20 protein-coding genes are annotated in these 20,034 nt (G+C 44.6%); 6 read left to right on the top strand and 14 right to left on the bottom strand.

Features of this window, described 5'->3' with window-relative positions:
* Positions 1 to 6 precede the first annotated feature (6 nt).
* The gene (locus ACZ444_RS11920) at positions 7 to 438 is read right to left on the bottom strand and encodes a hypothetical protein (protein WP_382358856.1); all 432 of its coding nucleotides are present in this window, start codon (positions 436 to 438) and stop codon (positions 7 to 9) included.
* 156 nt (positions 439 to 594) lie between these two features.
* Here ACZ444_RS11920 and ACZ444_RS11925 point away from each other — a divergent pair, with 156 nt between their 5' ends.
* A complete protein-coding gene (locus tag ACZ444_RS11925; protein ID WP_382358854.1) occupies positions 595 to 771 on the top strand; it encodes a hypothetical protein in 177 nt (58 codons plus the stop codon).
* A gap of 34 nt (positions 772 to 805) precedes the next feature.
* On the opposite strand, the gene ACZ444_RS11930 is transcribed toward ACZ444_RS11925, so the two are convergent.
* The 7 genes from ACZ444_RS11930 to ltrA all read right to left on the bottom strand — a co-directional run bounded on the left by ACZ444_RS11930 (position 806) and on the right by ltrA (position 8,277).
* Positions 806 to 1,936: an FAD-dependent monooxygenase gene (locus tag ACZ444_RS11930; protein ID WP_382358852.1), complete on the bottom strand. Its 1,131-nt coding sequence runs from the start codon at positions 1,934 to 1,936 to the stop codon at positions 806 to 808.
* Positions 1,937 to 1,990: 54 nt separating this feature from the next.
* Positions 1,991 to 3,121: an FAD-dependent oxidoreductase gene (locus ACZ444_RS11935; RefSeq protein WP_382358850.1), complete on the bottom strand. Its 1,131-nt coding sequence runs from the start codon at positions 3,119 to 3,121 to the stop codon at positions 1,991 to 1,993.
* Between the two features lie 136 nt (positions 3,122 to 3,257).
* Complete coding sequence (locus ACZ444_RS11940; RefSeq protein WP_382358849.1) at positions 3,258 to 4,424, bottom strand: lactate 2-monooxygenase; 1,167 nt, start codon at positions 4,422 to 4,424, stop codon at positions 3,258 to 3,260.
* 176 nt (positions 4,425 to 4,600) lie between these two features.
* Positions 4,601 to 5,473, bottom strand: a complete 873-nt coding sequence (locus ACZ444_RS11945; RefSeq protein WP_464433808.1) for an IS3 family transposase — start codon at positions 5,471 to 5,473, stop codon at positions 4,601 to 4,603.
* Positions 5,437 to 5,757, bottom strand: coding sequence for a transposase (locus ACZ444_RS11950; RefSeq protein WP_382359182.1), 321 nt, complete (start codon positions 5,755 to 5,757; stop codon positions 5,437 to 5,439). The genes ACZ444_RS11945 and ACZ444_RS11950 overlap by 37 nt, the downstream gene beginning before the upstream one ends.
* Before the next feature lie 274 nt (positions 5,758 to 6,031).
* A complete protein-coding gene (locus ACZ444_RS11955; RefSeq protein WP_382359109.1) occupies positions 6,032 to 6,742 on the bottom strand; it encodes a spermine/spermidine synthase domain-containing protein in 711 nt (236 codons plus the stop codon).
* Between the two features lie 206 nt (positions 6,743 to 6,948).
* A complete protein-coding gene (gene ltrA, locus ACZ444_RS11960; RefSeq protein WP_382359111.1) occupies positions 6,949 to 8,277 on the bottom strand; it encodes a group II intron reverse transcriptase/maturase in 1,329 nt (442 codons plus the stop codon).
* Between the two features lie 602 nt (positions 8,278 to 8,879).
* Between ltrA and ACZ444_RS11965 the strand changes: the two genes are divergently transcribed.
* Entirely contained in the window at positions 8,880 to 9,797 is a 918-nt protein-coding gene (locus ACZ444_RS11965) for a DMT family transporter (RefSeq protein WP_382359114.1), read from the top strand.
* Positions 9,798 to 9,924: 127 nt separating this feature from the next.
* Here the strand turns inward: ACZ444_RS11965 and ACZ444_RS11970 are convergent, their stop codons facing one another.
* From ACZ444_RS11970 to ACZ444_RS11985, 4 genes are all read right to left on the bottom strand, one after another.
* Complete coding sequence (locus ACZ444_RS11970; RefSeq protein ID WP_382359117.1) at positions 9,925 to 11,256, bottom strand: short-chain fatty acid transporter; 1,332 nt, start codon at positions 11,254 to 11,256, stop codon at positions 9,925 to 9,927.
* Positions 11,257 to 11,527: 271 nt separating this feature from the next.
* Positions 11,528 to 12,592 carry a DUF4236 domain-containing protein gene (locus ACZ444_RS11975; RefSeq protein ID WP_382359120.1) on the bottom strand — a complete coding sequence of 355 codons (1,065 nt, stop codon included), beginning with the start codon at positions 12,590 to 12,592 and terminating at the stop codon, positions 11,528 to 11,530.
* 135 nt (positions 12,593 to 12,727) lie between these two features.
* On the bottom strand, positions 12,728 to 13,570 hold the full coding sequence (locus tag ACZ444_RS11980) for an aldo/keto reductase (protein WP_382359123.1): 843 nt from the start codon (positions 13,568 to 13,570) through the stop codon (positions 12,728 to 12,730).
* Positions 13,571 to 13,654: 84 nt separating this feature from the next.
* Positions 13,655 to 14,230, bottom strand: a complete 576-nt coding sequence (locus tag ACZ444_RS11985; protein ID WP_449280301.1) for an REP-associated tyrosine transposase — start codon at positions 14,228 to 14,230, stop codon at positions 13,655 to 13,657.
* A 322-nt stretch (positions 14,231 to 14,552) separates the two neighbouring features.
* On the opposite strand from ACZ444_RS11985, the gene ACZ444_RS11990 reads away from it, so the two are divergent.
* The 3 genes from ACZ444_RS11990 to ACZ444_RS12000 all read left to right on the top strand — a co-directional run bounded on the left by ACZ444_RS11990 (position 14,553) and on the right by ACZ444_RS12000 (position 16,220).
* Positions 14,553 to 14,873 (top strand): transposase, encoded by a 321-nt coding sequence (locus ACZ444_RS11990; protein WP_382359182.1) that lies wholly within the window; start codon positions 14,553 to 14,555, stop codon positions 14,871 to 14,873.
* Positions 14,873 to 15,709 (top strand): IS3 family transposase, encoded by an 837-nt coding sequence (locus ACZ444_RS11995; RefSeq protein WP_382359185.1) that lies wholly within the window; start codon positions 14,873 to 14,875, stop codon positions 15,707 to 15,709. The genes ACZ444_RS11990 and ACZ444_RS11995 overlap by 1 nt, the downstream gene beginning before the upstream one ends.
* A 157-nt stretch (positions 15,710 to 15,866) precedes the next feature.
* Positions 15,867 to 16,220 (top strand): SpoIIAA family protein, encoded by a 354-nt coding sequence (locus ACZ444_RS12000; protein ID WP_382358106.1) that lies wholly within the window; start codon positions 15,867 to 15,869, stop codon positions 16,218 to 16,220.
* A 183-nt stretch (positions 16,221 to 16,403) separates the two neighbouring features.
* Here ACZ444_RS12000 and ACZ444_RS12005 read toward each other — a convergent pair whose 3' ends face one another.
* Positions 16,404 to 17,570: a nucleotide sugar dehydrogenase gene (locus ACZ444_RS12005; RefSeq protein ID WP_382358107.1), complete on the bottom strand. Its 1,167-nt coding sequence runs from the start codon at positions 17,568 to 17,570 to the stop codon at positions 16,404 to 16,406.
* 59 nt (positions 17,571 to 17,629) lie between these two features.
* On the bottom strand, positions 17,630 to 18,559 hold the full coding sequence (locus ACZ444_RS12010; RefSeq protein WP_382358108.1) for an LCP family glycopolymer transferase: 930 nt from the start codon (positions 18,557 to 18,559) through the stop codon (positions 17,630 to 17,632).
* A gap of 296 nt (positions 18,560 to 18,855) precedes the next feature.
* Between ACZ444_RS12010 and ACZ444_RS12015 the strand changes: the two genes are divergently transcribed.
* Positions 18,856 to 19,782 (top strand): prenyltransferase, encoded by a 927-nt coding sequence (locus ACZ444_RS12015; protein ID WP_382358109.1) that lies wholly within the window; start codon positions 18,856 to 18,858, stop codon positions 19,780 to 19,782.
* Positions 19,783 to 20,034 lie beyond the last annotated feature (252 nt).

The following is a 20,034-nucleotide window of genomic DNA, read 5'->3' on the forward strand; positions in this document are numbered from 1 at the left end:
CCCCGCTCATTCCCATATAATACCAGAAGCTGATCCAATTTTACCCCCTTCAAGGAGCCATTCATCAGACGGATTTTTGACCCCTGCCCGTATATCATAATGATCATAAAGCCCGCCGAGACTGTCTTTCTCCGGCGGATCACTAACGTTGTCCGGTGTCTCTGCCACACCTGCGGCAAGTTTTTTAATGTAGGCTTCACTTAATTCCTGAGCACGCTGCTTGCTTGTCGATGCATCCACTTGAAGGATAAAGATGATTTCCTCATCTTTTTCGGACACATCAATCGACGAATCGCGCACCTCTGCTTCGTCATGAATCGTATTGTTCGCCTCTTGAATCGCTTTGTCTGTTATGGCAGGCGTTTCCCCATCACCGCTGCATGCGCTTAAAAGCATTATAAACGAAATGATTAATAAAAACAGGCCTGTTCTTTTCACACGACACCCTCCTCATCATTCATCATACCATGATACGTTTTCAGCACATAGAATTCTAGGAAAGTGGCGTATAAACGTGCCGCTAATTATAAAGGTGTGACATAAATGAGACGGGTTTGAAAGATAATAGTCAAACATTAAAAAGGAGGATTGATCATGAAGAATCGACCAGAAAGAGACGAGGAAATGCGGACAGAGGGGATTTCCCGAATGATCAATGAGGGTGGATTAGGTGCGCTCAATTATTATGATGTAGCAGACGAATTATCAGATGAATCTGCAGAAACTGGTGACAGGCGTAAACCATCGCAGGCTGACGCAGCAGACGATTAGACGCTCATACCATACCGTCAAAGGCTGACCATTGTTATTTAAACAGAAACATCAGCCTGCGAAACAGTAACGATTCGGGGACCAGCGGAAGCACTGTATTGCGAAAACCGGTGGCTAACGGGTGCTGCCACTGAGCCGCCCAGCCAATCTGCCGGGAAAGCTTGATGACTTTATTGGCCTTTTTCAGACGTTTTGCCTCATAGCGCGATAAAGCAGCCGGCATAGAAGACTCCTGACTGATGGCGTTCATTAATTCATAAGCATCTTCAATTGATTGGCCCGCACCCTGCCCCATATTCGGCGTGGTCGCGTGCGCTGCATCACCCACCAGCGCAATGCGTCCGTATACAAAGGAATCGAGCGGCTTGATATCGTGAATATCGTGATGCAGGAAAGAGCCGCTTTCCGTTTCGCGGATCAATCTTTCTGCTGTCGGCGAAAAATGCCCAAACAAGCGCGCCGTGCCTTCTTTCGTCAGATTAGCATAATATTCATTGTTTGCCTGCGTATTGACACAGGCAAACCAGTACACACGCCCGTCATAAAGCGGTGCCCAGCCAAAACGGCCTCGTCCAGACCAAGCTTCCGATGATGTATAATATGGCACATCACCTTTATTCCAAGCAATGCCCCGCCAGCACGTATAACCCGCAAAACGCGGTTCACTTCCCGGCACAAGCGCGCGCCGGAATACCGAGTGAATGCCCTCTGCCGCTATAACATAATCAAACGTTTCCGTGACATTATCCTGGAATGTCAGCGTGACTTGATCCTCGTACTGGTTAAAATCTATCACCTGCTTATTAAAATGGAAATAATCCGGATCAACGGCATTGTACAAGGCTTCATGCAAATCGGCCCGATGAATGGTCAGCGTCTCTTTGCCGTACCGCTTCTTCAACCGGGAAAAGTCAATCCGATTCATCACCGTAAGTTCATCGTTTAATAACCGCTGCTCCTGGAGCGGCATACCAGCTTGTTCAATCGCGTCCGCAATGCCCATGCGGTCCAGGGCAAGCACCGCATTAGCTCCCAGTCCAAGACCGGCACCGAGCGGTTTAAACGCTTGCGTCTTTTCGAATACATGCGCTTTGATACCTTTTTTATGAAGGCCAGCCGCTAAAGCAAGCCCGCCAATGCCGCCGCCAATAATTGCGAGTCTCATTTCTAACCTGCCTCCAGCATACCTGGCCAGCTGTTGCACGTATGACCCATTCCACTACGGACGGCCATACGACATTCCAAAACCCCGGCCGGATTCCACCATTTGACGTACTTTATTTAAACGGAGTGATTCATATTTATCCAGCGCCTTAGTGCCCGCATCTCCCTGCACACCTGCGGATACACATTTGCTCAGGGCCGCTGCATCCTGCAATGACTCGTTAAAACCGCTGGCCGTGATCGGAGCGGGGACATGCCCGGCATCGCCAATCAGACCGATACGTCCTTTGACAAGATTGTCCGGCACATACTCCTTGATGGGGATTCCCGTAAGATTCCTTGTCTCCAGAGCCTTGAGCGTCGCGGACAGCCACGGCTCGGGCCACCTTTCATAAGCCTGGTCAGCTAATTTATCCAGTGTATCGTCCGGAATATCCGGGCCTGCAAGGGAATGATGCACAACATTGCCTTGGACACAACCGAGACGGCGCAACTGATCATTGCGCGTGTTATCATAAAACGTACAGCCAATGCGCCTGTTCTCTGATCCGGGTGAACCGTCCTCCCGTCCAATCACTGAACCGAAAAAGAAACCGCCATTAATGCCGCCCAGCATATTCACACTCGGACCTCCATCGCCTGGACGTTCACCTTCAGGCATAGATTCTTCTTTGATAGAGGCAAACCATACCAAGTAGCCAGCATACGTTGCATCTGGTTTATGCGGCGCCACATGGCGACGCACCTGACTGCGATGGCCGTCAGCACCAATCAGGATATCAGCGCGAAACACCTCGCCCTCATCCGTCTCAGCCCACGCGGCTGCATTATCCTGGTCTACCGTTTGCACACGTACATTGAAGCATAAATCAATGGTCGAATAAGATTGAACTTCTGTCCGCAAACGATTTTCGAGCGTTGACCAAAGCTTGATTGATTTCTTTCCATCGGTTACGATTTTTCGCAAATAACGTGCTGTTTTCGACCGATCAAACAGACCACCGTCCACTTGCAAACCCGCGCCGCCAGGCCTGTCCTCATCGGCTTTTTCTAAAATGGTTACATGCAATCCTTCCCGAGCCAGAGCAATACCAGCCATTAATCCGGAGAGCGACGCACCGACGACAACAGCCGATCCATCTGCGGCAGGTTTTTCAATGTCTTTATCTGGAGCCGTTTTTTTCACTAAAAATCCTCCCGTTACGGTGGTTATAAATGCCATTATATCAAAGATTGGCAAGAACTAAAGCTGCATGATCATTCGAGTACAGCATTCACTTTAACGGAAGGAGGCTGGTCATCTCAGATGCAGACCCTATTGTCTATTGGTACTCCTCCAGATGAGATGGCGTTAATTCATGGACTGATTTTACACCAGCCAAACCCATCGTCAAATCCATGTCGGCCAGCATATTCTGCAGAACTTCGTGCACACCTTCCTCCCCAGCAGCGGCCAATCCATACATACAAGGCCGCCCGACCAGTACAGCCTTTGCGCCAAGAGCCATGGCCTTCAAAATATCCGAACCGCGTCGTATGCCGCTATCCATTAAAACAGGAAGTTTATCCTGAACCACGTCCATAACTTGCGGAAGCGCATCAAGAGCACTTATGGCGCCATCCACCTGACGTCCTCCGTGATTGGAAACAATGATCCCGTCAACCCCATGTTCCATGGCAAGCTTCGCATCATCCGGATGCAATATTCCTTTCAATAAAATCGGCAACGACGTATGCTCCCGCAAAAATGATAAATCATCCCATGTCAGACCGGGATTGCCAAACAGTTCCGTCCATTGCATAGTAGCAGACAAAGGATCTTCCTCAGGAGATTTTTCAAGCTTTGCACGGAAGGCAGGATCAGACATATAGTTGCCCACTCCCTCTCCCATTAAAAACGGCAAATAAACATTTTTTAAATCATACTCCCGCCAGGCAAGTGTATGCGTATCCAGTGTCACAACAATAGCTGAATAACCGGACGATTCTGCCCGTTCAAGGAAACTTGCCGTAACGTCAGGGTTCTTGTTCCAGTAGAGCTGAAACCACTTCGGCGCCTCGCCCATTTCATCAGCGATTGTCTCCATCGGTTCAGTTGATGCAGAACTGGCAATAAACGGAATGCCCATTTCCGCACAGGCTCTCGCTGAACCAAGATCGCCTTCCTCATGAATAATCGATTGAACACCAATTGGGGCATGTAACACCGGATAATTGTATGTTTCGCCAAACAGGTTCACAGTCAAATCCCGTTCCTCTACATCCCGGAGCATGCGTGGCACAAGATGCCACTGATTAAAAGCATTCAGATTCGAATTCATGGTTTTGCCGCCGCCAGCACCGCCAGCAACATAATAATAGGGCCCATCTTCCAGAACGTCTCGAGCCTTCCTTTCCCATTCCTCATATACGACCGGAAGCCTGTGCGGATCCGGATTTTGCATCGTCCTGTATTTTTGGAACTGCACTTGGTTGCCGAAATTAGCCATAAATTTAATAATCTCCCTTCCTCTCCAGGCTAACATTAATTATATTACAAATTATCAGAAATTAAAATGGGAGGGATTGGACTGGTGCCTGTGGTCAATACCCCATTTTTCGGACAAGAAAATATTCGACACATTGATCATAAATGATCATGTTTATTCGATTGTTTGCTTGTGATTCAGGCTGCCATCCATTGAAAATATTGACTCGGAGACAGCCTGTTCAAACCTTTTTGACAGCGCTGCTTATTATAATAAGCAATGTACTTGGAAATGGTTCTATAAGCGCCTTGAACGGATTGGCACGGAAATAGAATAAAAGCTTCGGATTTAAAATGCGAGAAAAACCCCTCTGCACATGCGTTATCAAGGCATGTGCCTTTTCTTGACATGCTTGGTGTCAGGTTATATGCTTTCATTAATTGATGATATCTATTGGAACGGTACTGCATACCCCGATCACTGTGTAAGATGGTATCAGTATGCGTTCCTTTCTTTTTAACCGCCTTCTTGATCGTATTTTCGACCAGATTAATGTCGTGATCCCGACTTGCCTGATAGGCAACAATCTCGTTATTAAACAGATCCATGATGACCGAAAGGTAAATCGTTTGATTGCCTGCCTTAAACTCCGTGACATCTGTCACCCATTTCCTAAATGGTTTATCTGCATCAAAATCCCGTTTCAATAGATTGTCGTAAACTCTTCCTGCAGATGATTGCTGGTATTTCCTCTTATGGCTTTTCTGTCGGATAACCGCCTTTAAGCCAAGCCTTTTCATGATTCGGTATACCTTTTTATGATTCATGTCCCAACAATAATCCTGGCGAATCCTTGATTCGATACCCCGTACGCCCAGAACACCTTTGTATTGATGATAAATATAAGAAATAAGTTCTTCTTCATTGGCATCTTTGTTGGAACGTTTAAGATAGGCATAATAACCACTTCGGGAAACGCCCAATGCCTCACATAAAGCATTGATAGGATAAGCTTCGCTTCGAAGCTGATCGATTACTTGAAATTTTGTTTCTCCTCCTTTTGGCGTGATAGTTCTAAATACTTTTTTAAGGCATCAACTTCTATTTGGAGGCGATCGACCTTTTCCTCTGTGGTGGAAGAAGTCTCGCCCTTTTTGGGACGTCCTAAAGACCGGTCAAAGGCGGCTTCACCATTTCTTTGATATTTCTTAATCCATTCATAGATGTTATCCCGATGGCGAATATTAAGATCATCCACGACAGACTGGACAGCTTCATTATTTTCCAGGACACGCCGAATCGCTTCTAATTTTGTTTGCTTACTGTAGCGCTGTTTCTTTTGTGATTCAGACATTCTAAAACCTCCCCTCATACTCGCAGCGTAAATGTCGAATCATTTATGTGTCCAGTATAAGGGGTACGGACTACTGTCACTTCCCGGTTTTTGTCGAATAGGACTGTCCTGTTTCAATTACGGTAGAGTCCCTTTAAATTCGGATGCATTTTCAAATACTGGTCATAGCTTTGTCTATACACGTTCAGGGAAGGTGAAAGGAAACAAATTCCAGATTATGACTGGTGGATAAGATCTTAAATTCATGATCCATTTGAAAATTGGAGGGGGGTGCCTAAGCAAGAGAAGCGATATATATACAGTCGTCGTCTCCTTTATTCTGGGAAACTTTCCATGCCGTAACATGATGAAAAACGCGCTTAAGTAATTGATAAAAGTCAGGCGAGGAAGAAGCACTCCAAAACGAAACAGCACCACCTGGTCGCATCAAACTGGCCAATTGCCTTAGACTGTCCGGCTGATACATATCATGATTATGCTCAGTCACGGTCCAGTCCGGGCCATTATCGATATCCAGGCAAATCACGTCAAACTGGCCCGTCTCCTTCTTCATCCACTCCAGCATATCATCATGGATAACACGCGTACGCGGATCCTCCAATGACGCCTCCGAAAAGGCGGAAAGATAGGTCCGGTTCCATTCTATGATTTTATTTTCTATCTCGATAACAACCACCTCGGTAACGGATGAATCACGCAGAGCTTCTGCCAGTGAAAAACCGACACCCAGCCCGCCAATCACAACGCGTTTCGGACTGGCTACAGACGCCAGCGCTTGCCGAACCAAATATTTTTCAGATTCGCCATTATACGTTGCCATCAGAAAGATACCATTATTAATTATTTCATAATGACTGCCGCGGCGCTGCAGCTGCAATTCGCCTCTGGGCGTTTGCACTCGGTCTAAAACATGAACAGACGTTTCCATACGAACACCCTTTCTGACATAAATGTACAAATGACCGATTCTCTTAATATAACCCATGTCGATCGAAACTAAACGAAGCAGCTTTAAAATCCTATGCGGAAAGCATCACCACACACATGATGGTGACAGCTGCGGAAGATCTTCGACAAAAACCGGGTCGGTCAAGTAGGAGTGAACCTTTCTGCCTCACGGCAGATTGTGTATCACTCCCCTCACAGAACCGTGCGAGCGATTTTCCCGCACACGGCTCCACCTATCATTCTTCACAGAATATAATTGATATGATCTCTGAGCTGATATATGCTAACTTTAACAGTTGGTCTTGGAAGCGGAAATTTCTTTAGAAACAAGACGAATTTCTCCCATGTGAAGGATTTCTTCTGACTTCTTCGATTCAGCCACTTAAAGAGTAATGTTCTTATATTGTCACGAAACAAATCAACTGCTGGTGAGTTGTCTGTAATACCATAATAATTATAATATCCTATAAGTGACCTGCGAATTTTATCCATAATAAATTCAGCACCTTTGGTTCTGTTTTCTTTTAACCAAATTTTAGTTTGACGTAACTTCGCTCTCATCTTCTTGTTGTCAGTTTTCCGTTTAACTCTAAATTTGCCTTTTCGACTTTGACCACAATAATGTGTAAAGCCTAGGAAATTAAACGTTGAAGGCTTTCTATTCCCATTTTGTCTGCACTTCTTTTCCGCAAACCTACCAAAAGAGATAATATTCGTTTTATCCTCTGCAACTTCAAGATTGAATTTCGCCAGCCTCTGTTTGAGGCCTTCAAAGAACTTGTACGCATCCTGTTGGTATTGAAAACAGCACACAAAGTCATCCGCGTAGCGTACTAAGTACGCTTGTCCTTTACATTCTTTACGCACCTTACGCTCAAACCATAAATCCAACACATAATGGAGATAGATATTTGCTAAAATAGGCGATACAACACCACCCTGTGGCGTGCCAGACGATTCTTTGTATAGCTTAGTCTCCTCCATATAACCAGCTTTTAAGAATCTGGCTATAAGCCTTAATATACTGGGATCTTTAATTCGATGTTCTAGAAATGCCATCATCCATTTATGATCTACATTATCAAAGAATCCTTTTATATCGACATCTACGATGTAGTTCGTACGCCTTCGTTCAATGTAGACATTCAGAATCTTTAAAGCATCATGACAATTTCTTTTGGGTCTAAAGCCAAAAGAACAGTCGAGGAAGTCACTTTCATAGATTGAAGTAAGAATTTTAGCTAATCCACGCTGCACAATTTTATCCTCATGCTCTGGTATCCCTAGCGGGCGTTTCTTCTTTGAGCCAGCTTTATCAATATAGGTTCGTCTAGCCGGCTGGGGGCGGTAGCTTTTCTTCTTCATCCTACGCACAAGATTTTCAACATTGTTATTCAATTCCTCACCGTACTCTTCCTTCGTAACCCCCATGATGCCTGTAGCTTTATTATCAGGCAGTTCTTGATGACATTGCTTTAGAGACGCTTCATCCAACAAATGTGCCAGTGATGTAAATTGCATCTCAGGATAAGATCTCGCTAATTCTGCGATTCTTAACAGTTTTGTTTCCATTATTATTCCCTACCTCTGTGTGTAGATAATGTTTCCCTGATTAAGATAATGATAAGGGGCTTGCCTTTCCTCCACCGGAATTACCCGGCTTCACTGGTACTATGCAGCCCTCCGACTTCCTATCAGGCATTTGGTTTCCTCACTTTGTATCGCTTGTACACCATACTCCCTACTTCCGCAGGAAGACCCGATAGGATCTCCCGAGTTGCCGTAACATATCCATGTCTAGCGTGCCGTGGTCACCGACCCCGGAAAGGTCTTAATAAGCTCGCCCTATGTCGCTTATCAAGATGTTGCATTCTGGACTGTCAAAACCATCTGCCCTTTCATTGGGTATTTCGGGGCTCAATCCCTTCAACCGTAGTTTACGGCCCACTAGCTAACTGTTTACGCTTAATGGTAGAAGTCACCTTCTATCATCCAAAACTCGCTACGAGTGAGTGGCTAACTCTTACTCGACGGGCATCCCACCCGCTATATGTTACGACCTACGCTCGGTCGCTCTGACAGGCACCCGAACGACTATGTCATGTCTTTAAACTGTTTTGATTTCCTGCTATGATAGTTTTAAGATCGATAGTCAGCAAAAGGAGAGCCGGATTATGTTTCAGCAAAATGCCTTTGTAACCTTTTTACATAAAAACAGATGGGCCTTATGGCTGTTAATTCTCCTGGTGATCTTACTGTGGGGATACGCCTGGGTATTCATGAAGCTTTCCCTCAACTACATGGGGCCTTTCACGTTTTCCGCATTCCGGTTTGGTGTTGGCGCAGTAACAATGCTTCTCGTCATCTGGCTCTCCAGAACTGGATTGCCCCCAAGACATCAGTGGAAGCATTTCATCGTTGTAGGTATCCTGCAGACGACCATTGTGTATCTTCTTATTATGTACGGTCTCAGATTCGTTGATGCCGGAAAGTCTTCAGTGCTCTTATACTCGATGCCCATGTGGTCGAGCTTGTTCGCCGCTAGATTTCTCGGCGAAAAATTAACGCCCGCCAAATTAACGGGGCTTCTCACCGGCCTAGTGGGACTGCTGACCATTCTTGGCTGGGATATTTGGACTAATCAGTCAATGGATATCTTGACAGGTGAACTGCTGATTATTGTGGGGGCTATTTCCTGGGGAATTGCCAACGTCTATTACCGGCGCAACCTGCGGGACGCCTCCCAGCTGCAAGTCAACACGTGGCAAATGACATTCGGCGCAATCGGCATCATAATTGCTGCATTCGTTACTGAGTCGGGCGAACCTCTTGTGCTCAATGTCACCAGCATATCCTATATTCTATTTACTGGCGTGCTCGCCTCAGCTTTGTGCTTTACAGCTTGGTTTGTCGTTCTGAGCCTCATCGATATGGTCACGGCCACCATCTCAACCTTACTTGTACCCGTTTTCGGCCTTTTCTTTTCTAGCATCATTCTCGGCGAACATCTATCAACTGGAATCCTAATCGGATCTGGCCTGATTATCATCGGCATTATCATAGCGCAGACTTCAAAAAGCCGGAGAACGTAGGTGCCTGTCACGGCCCGGTTTTTGTCGAAATAAGCAGACAAGCAAAATGCGACAGACTAAATAAAACGCCCGACCAACATTATTGCTGAGAGGGCGTTTATTTTAAAATTTGAGGACCTTTTTGTTGCTAAAGGAATAACAACCCAATGGCGATCGGAAAGAAACTGTAGATAAGAATGATGGCACAAAAGCCCATTATATCACGCACTTTCAATCCAGCGATCGCCAAAAGCGGCAATGCCCAGAATGGCTGAATCATATTCGTCCATGCATCTCCCCATGCAACGGCCATCGTTGTTTTAGCAGTGCTTACACCGATTTCTAATGAGGCCGGCACCATGATTGGCCCCTGTACTGCCCATTGGCCACCACCAGATGGAACAAAGAAATTGACAATCCCTGAACTAATAAAGGTGAACAGTGGAAACGTGAACTCATTGGAAATGTCAATAAAAAATGCCGACATTTGCTCAGATAGTCCAGATCCAACCATCATTCCCATAATTCCTGCGTAAAATGGGAATTGAATGACGATACCACCGATATTCTTAACGGCTTCCGTAACACTATTTAAATATCGCTTAGGTGTTCGATGTAGCAAAATACCTAAAAACAGGAATATAAAAATCACAATATTTAAATTCAAATCAAAACCATTTTGTACAAAATGATACACAATATAGGAAAATCCCATTAGCCCAATCAGTAGAGAAATAATTTGGCTATTTTCCAGACGGGTTGCCGGTGTCACCTCTTTCGCTTGCTCTTTCTCTTCTTCTTGTTGTTCATTATTACTGTTTTGCCATAGTGTGGGGTTAGGCTGGCTGAGCGGGTCTCGGCTCCGCATCAACAGCCAATTCACAAGTGGCAGAGTAAGCAGCAAAACAATTACGATGAACAGGTTGAAACTACTGAACAATGTGTCTAAAACTGGTATGGTGCCGACTGTATCCTCGAGAAAGTGTCCCTCCGTCGCAACTAATAGAGGAGCGGATGCAGAAAGTCCTCCGTGCCACAATAAAAATCCACTGTAAGCACTGGCCACCAGCAAACGAAAGTCCACAGAAGGAACCCGCCTCGCCACGTATATTGCGAGAAGCCCTCCGGCGACTAATCCAAATCCATAATTGAACCATGATGCGATTGAGGCGACAAACGTTACTAATATGATTGCTTGAGCAGGGGTGTTGGCCATAGTACTTAATTTCGTCAGCCCTTTTTGTAAAACAGGAGTATTAGCCAATATATAGCCAGTTGCTACAATAAGAGACATCTGCATCGCGAAATCAAGCAGATCCCAGAATCCATCTCCCCAATTTCCAATCATCCCTATAGGCCCACTTCCGGTAAACAAAACGCCCATGAGAAATACAATAAATGTAAGAATGATAGCGAATAAAAACGCATCAGGCAAATACCGCTGGACAATGCGGTCGAAAAAATTTGTGAGAGCTTTCATATCAAATCTCCCTTTCATTTATGGTAAACGCTTACATTAACAGTACCATAAAACATGATCTAATTAAATATTACTAAATAAATAATATTGCGTTAATTTTGGTGCCTGTCACTCCCCGGTTTACTCCCCCGGTTTTTGTCGAAAAAAGCAGACAAGCGTCAAAATTCTATTAACACTTGTCTGCTTATTCTTATTTATGAAACTATCAATCCTATCTACTCAAAACCTAAACCGCTCTGATCAACCCACCAGAACTTCTCAAACTCACAGGTTATTTCACTGTCAGACGTTTGACAGGCCGGAATCCTTTTGTCTTCAAATGATTCATATGATGATCAAAATTTTCCATAGCATCAGATGGATCAAGATGCTCGAAATTCAACTGATTTAACATTTGCTCGTCAATCCGCACTGAAAGCAATACTTTTCTTTGCCGATTGCCTGTTGCGGTGTTCAGCGCATTTGCCGTGACATGGATAACGCACGACTCAATAGGAAGACTCGCAAACAACGCTCGCGACACCCAGAGCGCATAGCCGCAGACAAAATCCTTTACAATCTTATAATAGTCTTTTTTACCCATTTTCTGTTTGGATACTTTTCTTGTTTTTGTCAGGGTCACCTTTTTATTTGGAGCAACATCATTGGGCTTGACCCGGAGCTCTGCTTCAACTTCACGAGCGTTCGGCACGCCCAGGGAAACGCCGCGCTCAATAACGTCAGCAAACGCAGGATTCTCCTTGACCGCTTGGATATAGGCATCTGCTTCGCCTTTCAAAACCCTTTGCGCTAAATCATGCCATTTTTCCCATTTCTCATAAGCTGCTGTATCTTGTTTTTTTGCCTGTTTGATCGCTTGCTTCAATTCTTTCTTTTGCTTCGTCGCCAGTGGTTTAATGAGACGAGCCAGGAAATTCGGCTGGTAAGCCTGATAATCCGCTTGAGCATCGGCTTCTCCGGGGCCTGTTTCTCCCGGTTGAAACGGCGGTGATTCAGCACGCAGCGCTTGCCAGTCAGTCGTTTCCGGCGTATTTGTATGCAGATGCGTGATCGCGTGAACATAGTTGTTATATTCTGCTACCGCCGCTTCATTCTGTGACACGTTCTGACTTATTTGCGAAATGCTATTATTTGAAGAACGCTTACCGGAGAGATTCTTCGTCTTAACATACGATAGGCCTGTTCCCGGGATGCCAATCGTTTGCGTCCCCCGGCCTGTTGAATGAAATGACTGCCGCAGCCCTGTGGTGCCAAGACTCATGCCAACACCACCCTTGCTGACATTAAGCTTAATACCTTTGCCTAACTTCACACTGCGTCTAAAACGTAGAGCCAATCCTATCCCCCCTCGTTTTTGTTTTGGTGCCTGTCACGGCCCGGTTTTTGTCGAACATCAGTTTTCAGTCTCTGATTTGTCCTTAGATGCCTCGTCATGATGACAAAGGAGACAGAGCCCGTCTGAAAAAAACTCCTAAAATTCCTCATATACATCCGGGTTCTGATCGTTCAGCCGGCCATCTGGCGTGGTTAACATGGCGATCTTCTCTATGTCTTGTTCGTCCAACGCAAAATCAAAAATGGCGAGATTCTCCCGCTGGCGTGTCACAGAAGCCGACTTAGGAATCGGAATATTCCCGAGCTCATAGTGCCAGCGTAAAATAACCTGTGAGACAGTTTTTTGATGACGCTCAGCTATCCCACGCAGCGTTTTATTTGTCAAAATATCATTCGCCTTAGCAAGCGGACTCCAGGACTGGGTTTGAATATCTCGTTCCGCATGATACTCGCGCCCGGTTGTCTGGTTGAAAAAAGGATGCAATTCAATCTGGTTGATGCTCGGTTTAACACCTGTTTCAGTCTCCAGCCGATCAAGGTGTTCAGGCAGAAAGTTGCATACACCTATTGATCTGATAAGTCCCCACTTCCTGGCTTCAATTAATGTCTGCCAGGCTTCAACGTAATGGTCCTGCTGAGGATTCGGCCAGTGAATAAGATACAAATCATAATAATCCAGATTGGCACGATACAACGATTCCTGAATCGCTTCAACTGCCAGATCATAGGTATGATAGCGACCAGGCAGTTTGGACGTAATAAATAAATCCTGGCGCGGAACCGGCGATCTTTTAACAGCCTCTCCGACAGCACCCTCATTTTCATAGTTATAAGCCGTATCAATCAGTCGGTAGCCATTGTCAATGGCACTTTTTATAGCGTTGGCTCCTGCATCGCCACGCAGTTTGTATGTACCAAAACCAATAGCCGGAATCGTAACCCCATCATTCAAAATAATTTCTGGAATAGACGTGTTCATCAACAATCAAACCCCTTTACTTCCTTTCCTATTAGATTACCATTTTGTTGCGGTGCCTGTCACTTCCCGGTTTTTGTCGAACAATCACATCGTCTCTTCCCTTATTAGAACCTCTTTCTTGGTTAGATCCATAAAATCCTGATACTTTCGCCGCTTTTCCGCAGGATCACCTGCAAAACAATCAAGCACCTCATCCACATTTAACAAACGATGGCCAGTCGTATATAAGTAATAGCGATAACTGCTCCAGGGATAGTGCGCCGGCATAGCCACCATTCCAGCCTCTACTGGATTCAGATGAATATACCGGCTTGTCTCCAGCATCCCAAGTTTCGAATCAATCAGTTTATCATAATAACGCTTTTCAAACACATGCCCGGTCAACTTATACTTTGTATTGTAATAATCGGCATAGCGCTTATTAATAAGAGACATGACTTTAGAAACGGTATGCTGCCCTGAACGAAGCTGCAGATGAAAATGATTGGTCATGAGGCAGTACGAGGCGAGGACAAACGGGGTTTTCTTATTCACTTGAATCATAATCTGAAAAAATACCTTGATATCTTCATCGTCCAAGAAAAGATTATCCCGCCGATTTCCACGGCAAACAATGTGATAAAAAGCATCTGGCATCCAAATACGCTTATTTCTTCCCAACTCTGTCACCAGCCCTTTCTGTCCCTCTTAGTACGAGTGGAATTTATATTGGTTTCTCTGATCTAAGATGGACTAAAAAGGCTGCAGCATCAAATCAGTAAAATATCCATAAACCGCATAAAATAGCATTGTCATGATGACGAATGTCATAAAAGAAAAAACCGCATACAAAAATGAGTATTTTCATTCGCAGACCGAAACAATTAATATTTATGCTTCTATCGTTCGACAAAATTCGGGCGGTGACAGTAGTCCGTACCCCTTATACTGGACACATAAATGATTCGACATTTACGCTGCGAGTATGAGGGGAGGTTTTAGAATGTCTGAATCACAAAAGAAACAGCGCTACAGTAAGCAAACAAAATTAGAAGCGATTCGGCGTGTCCTGGAAAATAATGAAGCTGTCCAGTCTGTCGTGGATGATCTTAATATTCGCCATCGGGATAACATCTATGAATGGATTAAGAAATATCAAAGAAATGGTGAAGCCGCCTTTGACCGGTCTTTAGGACGTCCCAAAAAGGGCGAGACTTCTTCCACCACAGAGGAAAAGGTCGATCGCCTCCAAATAGAAGTTGATGCCTTAAAAAAGTATTTAGAACTATCACGCCAAAAGGAGGAGAAACAAAATTTCAAGTAATCGATCAGCTTCGAAGCGAAGCTTATCCTATCAATGCTTTATGTGAGGCATTGGGCGTTTCCCGAAGTGGTTATTATGCCTATCTTAAACGTTCCAACAAAGATGCCAATGAAGAAGAACTTATTTCTTATATTTATCATCAATACAAAGGTGTTCTGGGCGTACGGGGTATCGAATCAAGGATTCGCCAGGATTATTGTTGGGACATGAATCATAAAAAGGTATACCGAATCATGAAAAGGCTTGGCTTAAAGGCGGTTATCCGACAGAAAAGCCATAAGAGGAAATACCAGCAATCATCTGCAGGAAGAGTTTACGACAATCTATTGAAACGGGATTTTGATGCAGATAAACCATTTAGGAAATGGGTGACAGATGTCACGGAGTTTAAGGCAGGCAATCAAACGATTTACCTTTCGGTCATCATGGATCTGTTTAATAACGAGATTGTTGCCTATCAGGCAAGTCGGGATCACGACATTAATCTGGTCGAAAATACGATCAAGAAGGCGGTTAAAAAGAAAGGAACGCATACTGATACCATCTTACACAGTGATCGGGGTATGCAGTACCGTTCCAATAGATATCATCAATTAATGAAAGCATATAACCTGACACCAAGCATGTCAAGAAAAGGCACATGCCTTGATAACGCATGTGCAGAGGGGTTTTTCTCGCATTTTAAATCCGAAGCTTTTATTCTATTTCCGTGCCAATCCGTTCAAGGCGCTTATAGAACCATTTCCAAGTACATTGCTTATTATAATAAGCAGCGCTGTCAAAAAGGTTTGAACAGGCTGTCTCCGAGTCAATATTTTCAATGGATGGCAGCCTGAATCACAAGCAAACAATCGAATAAACATGATCATTTATGATCAATGTGTCGAATATTTTCTTGTCCGAAAAATGGGGTATTGACCACAGGCACCATGTATGTTTGACTTACTAGCTGATGAGGAATGCTGTTTGTAGAACGGAAAGGATGTGTTGAAGATGATCAATGTGACCACCCAGACGAACAGCCCTATTATCGAGATGGCCATCAACGGGAACGTCGACAAATCGGATATCGAGGCATTTGAAGAAACGTTCAAACAGAAAATGACGGAGCAAGAACCAGTTAATTTGCTCATCACGGTTGAAAATATGGAAGGTGTGACACTGAAAGGGCTTGTTGAAGATCTAAAAATGATTCGGTATATAAGAAGTATGAAAAAAGCAGCAGTGGTCACAGACACAACCTGGCTCAAAGCTGATGCCAAACTGGAAAATCTCTTTCCAGGTGTTGAAGTGAATTATTTCACGCCCGACCATGCGGAGACGGCTCGTGAGTGGCTTAAGGATTAAAAAAAACCTGGAAGGGGCAGCTGATAAATGAAAAGCTGCCCTTTTTTAATGGCTGCAACGCAACCGCCTCTCATCTAATAATCGCTTTCCACACGAAAAAAGTGTCATGTATAGCACTTTTTCCAGAAAAGATTCGATTGTAGACACGCCTACTGAATATCAGAACAATTGGCAGGTACCCCCTTAATCCCGACTAAACAAGTCGCGTGTATAGACTTTTTCCGCTACATCCCGCAGATCATCCGTCATTCGGTTGGCAACGATCACGTCTGCTGACTGTTTGAATGCTGAAAAGTCGTTCTCAACGCGGGAATTATAAAATGTTTCATCGTGCAGATTAGGCTCATAGACGATGACTTCGATGCCTTTCGCCTTAAGACGCTTCATCACGCCCTGAATAGCAGATTGCCGGAAATTGTCAGAGTCAGTCTTCATCGTAAGGCGGTAAATCCCAACAACATTCGGATGGCGCTGGATAATCATGTTTGCTATATGATCCTTCCGGGTGCTGTTCGCATCCACGATCGCCTTCATAATATTATTCGGCACGTCTTCGTAGTTCGCCAGCAACTGCTTCGTATCTTTCGGCAGGCAGTAACCGCCATAGCCAAAGGACGGATTATTGTAATGGTTGCCGATACGCGGATCGAGTCCGACACCTTCGATAATGTGCTTCGAATTGAGGCCGCGCACTTCAGCATAGGAGTCGAGCTCATTAAAGAACGAAACGCGCATGGCCAGATACGTATTTGCAAACAGCTTAATCGCTTCAGCCTCGGTCTCGTTCGTATGCAGCACATCAATATTTTCCTTATCTGCTCCCTGAACCAGAAGACTGGCAAACGTGCGGGCGCGTTCAGACTGCTCACCGACAATAATGCGGGATGGATATAAATTGTCATAAAGACCCTTGCCCTCCCGCAAAAATTCTGGTGAAAAGATGATATTATCTGTGGCAAATGTAACGCAAGCCTTCTTCGTATAGCCGACAGGAACCGTTGATTTGATGATAATCACCGCATCAGCGTTTACATCCAGCACCTGACCAATAACTGTCTCAACGGTGGATGTGTCAAAATAATTCTGATCAGGATCATAGTTAGTCGGCGTGGAAACAATCACGTAATCAGCGTCTGCAAAAGCAATTTCACTGTCAGTTGTAGCGGTCAAATTCAAATCCTTATAGGTGAGAAAATTCTCTATCTCCGGATCGACAACGGGAGATTCTCCCGCATTAATCATCGTCACTTTCTCCTCAAGAACATCGTAAGCGACAACCTCATTATGCTGAGCGAGCAGAACGGCATTGGACAGACCGACATAGCCTGTCCCGGCGACTGCAATTTTCATAGTTGCTGCCTCCCTGCATTCTAGATTATTCGACAAAATTCGGGTCGTGCCAGGCACCATTACGAGCCAAATTTCGTAATCATGTCATGCACTTTTGCAATTTCTTCATCGGACATTATTTGATAATATCTATCGTCAATGCGTGTGCCTTCACCGGCCATTTGATAATCACTGATATCTTTCCGGGCACTGCGGTAGTTGGTGGCCAGGTCCTTCATATCGGAAAAAGTCATGTTCGTGGTCATATTCTGACCAAGAACATCCATGATACTGCCGATTTTGTTCACGACTTTAAAATTGGCACCTTTCTTGATGATGCCCTCAATCACCTGACGCTGTCGTCCATTACGTCCCAAATCGCCTTCAGGATCACCTTTTCGCTTGCGGACATATGCGAGAGCCTCTTCACCATTCAGCTGCAGCTCACCGGTATCAAACGAATGACCGTTCTGTGAGAATGCGCGCTCGTTCATCACAGTAATGCCGTCAACTGCATCTACCAGCTGATCGAGACCTTCCATGTTCATACGGACGTAATAATCCAGGTCAATATCGAGAAAATTTTCCGCCGTATCGACTGACATCTCACTATCACCGAACGCATATGAATGATTGATCTTGTCTACCGTCCCGTGACCAACAATAGTCGTGCGCGTATCACGTGGAATACTGACCAGCTGCATTTGATCTTCTGCTGGATCCAGTGTCATCACAACCATCGTATCAGAGCGTCCTTTATCACCCTTGCGTTCATCAACACCAAGCAGCAAGAGATTAATAGGTTCCTGATCCGTGACCTTTCGCTTCGTGACCTTTGTATCGATTCCCGAAACCGGCTCGTGCAGTTGATCATCAACCGTGCTTTTGACGTTGTGCCAAATAGAATAGCCATAAGCAGTTCCAGCGCCTGCGACCACTAGCACAACAATAAGCAAAATCCACGGCCATTTGCGTTTTTTACGTTTCCGGCGGTCCTGTCGCTTTGCCACTGTAAACTACCTCCCATTCCACTGAAACCATTTATTGCTAATTATAAACCATCATTGCTGTCACTGTAGCAAATCAAAACATGACCCAATAAATTTTATTCTATCAGAAACATAAATGATTTTATATTGTTGCAGGGTGCCTGTCACTTCCCGAAATTTGTCAAACTCTGTCTAAATGCGAACAGTGCCTGGCACCTAAAGAATTTCTAGGATTCAGGAAAGGGTTTATGCCACTCATTGTCGAATAATAACTAAAGATTGTTTTTCCAAGTAGCTAGAGGGGAGTGGGCACTCCTATGCCACAGAATTTCTTAAACAAGTTAAGAGCCGGCTGGACGTTAATTCGCCTTATTGCCGTTGTATCGTCGAGTGTGGCGACTATTGTATCCACAATGCTTCCTCTCTTTTTGTATAGCCAAGTCCCTAATGAAAAACTATTTTTCATCTTTTTGATCCTATTGTTTGGCGGTGTGTTTATTCATGGCGTTTTAACTCATGTTTTAAATGATCATGCCGATTATTTATCGGGAACTGATCAAAACAGTCCGGCTATATTGTCTGGCGGCAGCCGATTGATTCAGAATAATATGATCACTGTTTCACGTCTATCACGCCTCGGCAAACAGCTTATATCAGCTACACTGTTTGTTATCATAATGTTTGTTTTGGCCGGGTTTTACAAGTTAGCCATTCTGCTGGCGATTGGACTCTGGAGTGCCTGGTCTTATTCACTTAAACCGCTACAATTGAGCTATAAGCCATTTATCGGCGAATGGTTAGCCATGTTCCCAGCTGTTTTGATGCTCGGATTAGGAGGCGCTTGGATAGCACTTGATACAATTCCTGAGTGGGCATTACAAAACGCTGTGATTAATGCGTTATTTTGCAGTGCATGGGTCATGATTCACCATATTCCGGATCATAAAGCAGACAGAGCTGCTTCACCAGCTAAAGTCACCAGTGTCGTGTGGGCTGTCGACCGATTTGGATTAGCGTTTGCCAGACTGCCTGCTCTCATTTATTTTGCTATGATAGCAGTCTGTGCTTTTTGGATGGGATCAGACCGCCTGTGGGGTGCCATTGGGGTGTTCGTCATAAGTGTTATAGCGATTGGTCTTGTTCTGAAGATGCGAATTAACGATGATAAGGATGTATCCACCCATGAAAAAATGCTATTGATACTGGCTATGACCACTAGTATCTGGATTGGTATCTTCATTTAGCTTTCGCCCCTCTGTGCCATTTGAATTGCCTTACCTGGCTACGTTGTTCGATAGCCAGATGCGCAGACAACCAGTGAAACATCTCATTTACGGATCCCTCATTTAAAGTCACTCAATTAAAAGTTATATACTGTTAAAAATACAAGGAAGATAAGAATAGTATATATAATCCCGCCTAAATATGGCTTAGAATTTTCTTTGCCTTTTTTCTTAATAATTCTTACTATAAAAATAAAGTAGAGACCTCCTGAT

This window comes from Lentibacillus kimchii, from assembly GCF_055381965.1.

Bases quoted from the DNA above. Each gene is read 5' to 3' on its own strand.
- ACZ444_RS11930 (WP_382358852.1), bottom strand. From the start codon at position 1,936: ATGAGACTCGCAATTATTGGCGGCGGCATTGGCGGGCTTGCTTTAGCG.
- ACZ444_RS11980 (WP_382359123.1), bottom strand. From the start codon at position 13,570: ATGAACACGTCTATTCCAGAAATTATTTTGAATGATGGGGTTACGATT.
- ACZ444_RS11990 (WP_382359182.1), top strand. From the start codon at position 14,553: ATGTCTGAATCACAAAAGAAACAGCGCTACAGTAAGCAAACAAAATTA.
- ACZ444_RS11955 (WP_382359109.1), bottom strand. From the start codon at position 6,742: ATGGGTTATATTAAGAGAATCGGTCATTTGTACATTTATGTCAGAAAG.
- ACZ444_RS11970 (WP_382359117.1), bottom strand. From the start codon at position 11,256: ATGAAAGCTCTCACAAATTTTTTCGACCGCATTGTCCAGCGGTATTTG.
- ACZ444_RS12015 (WP_382358109.1), top strand. From the start codon at position 18,856: ATGCCACAGAATTTCTTAAACAAGTTAAGAGCCGGCTGGACGTTAATT.
- ACZ444_RS11925 (WP_382358854.1), top strand. From the start codon at position 595: ATGAAGAATCGACCAGAAAGAGACGAGGAAATGCGGACAGAGGGGATT.
- ACZ444_RS11965 (WP_382359114.1), top strand. From the start codon at position 8,880: ATGTTTCAGCAAAATGCCTTTGTAACCTTTTTACATAAAAACAGATGG.
- ACZ444_RS12000 (WP_382358106.1), top strand. From the start codon at position 15,867: ATGATCAATGTGACCACCCAGACGAACAGCCCTATTATCGAGATGGCC.
- ltrA (WP_382359111.1), bottom strand. From the start codon at position 8,277: ATGGAAACAAAACTGTTAAGAATCGCAGAATTAGCGAGATCTTATCCT.
- ACZ444_RS12005 (WP_382358107.1), bottom strand. From the start codon at position 17,570: ATGAAAATTGCAGTCGCCGGGACAGGCTATGTCGGTCTGTCCAATGCC.
- ACZ444_RS11950 (WP_382359182.1), bottom strand. From the start codon at position 5,757: ATGTCTGAATCACAAAAGAAACAGCGCTACAGTAAGCAAACAAAATTA.
- ACZ444_RS11940 (WP_382358849.1), bottom strand. From the start codon at position 4,424: ATGGCTAATTTCGGCAACCAAGTGCAGTTCCAAAAATACAGGACGATG.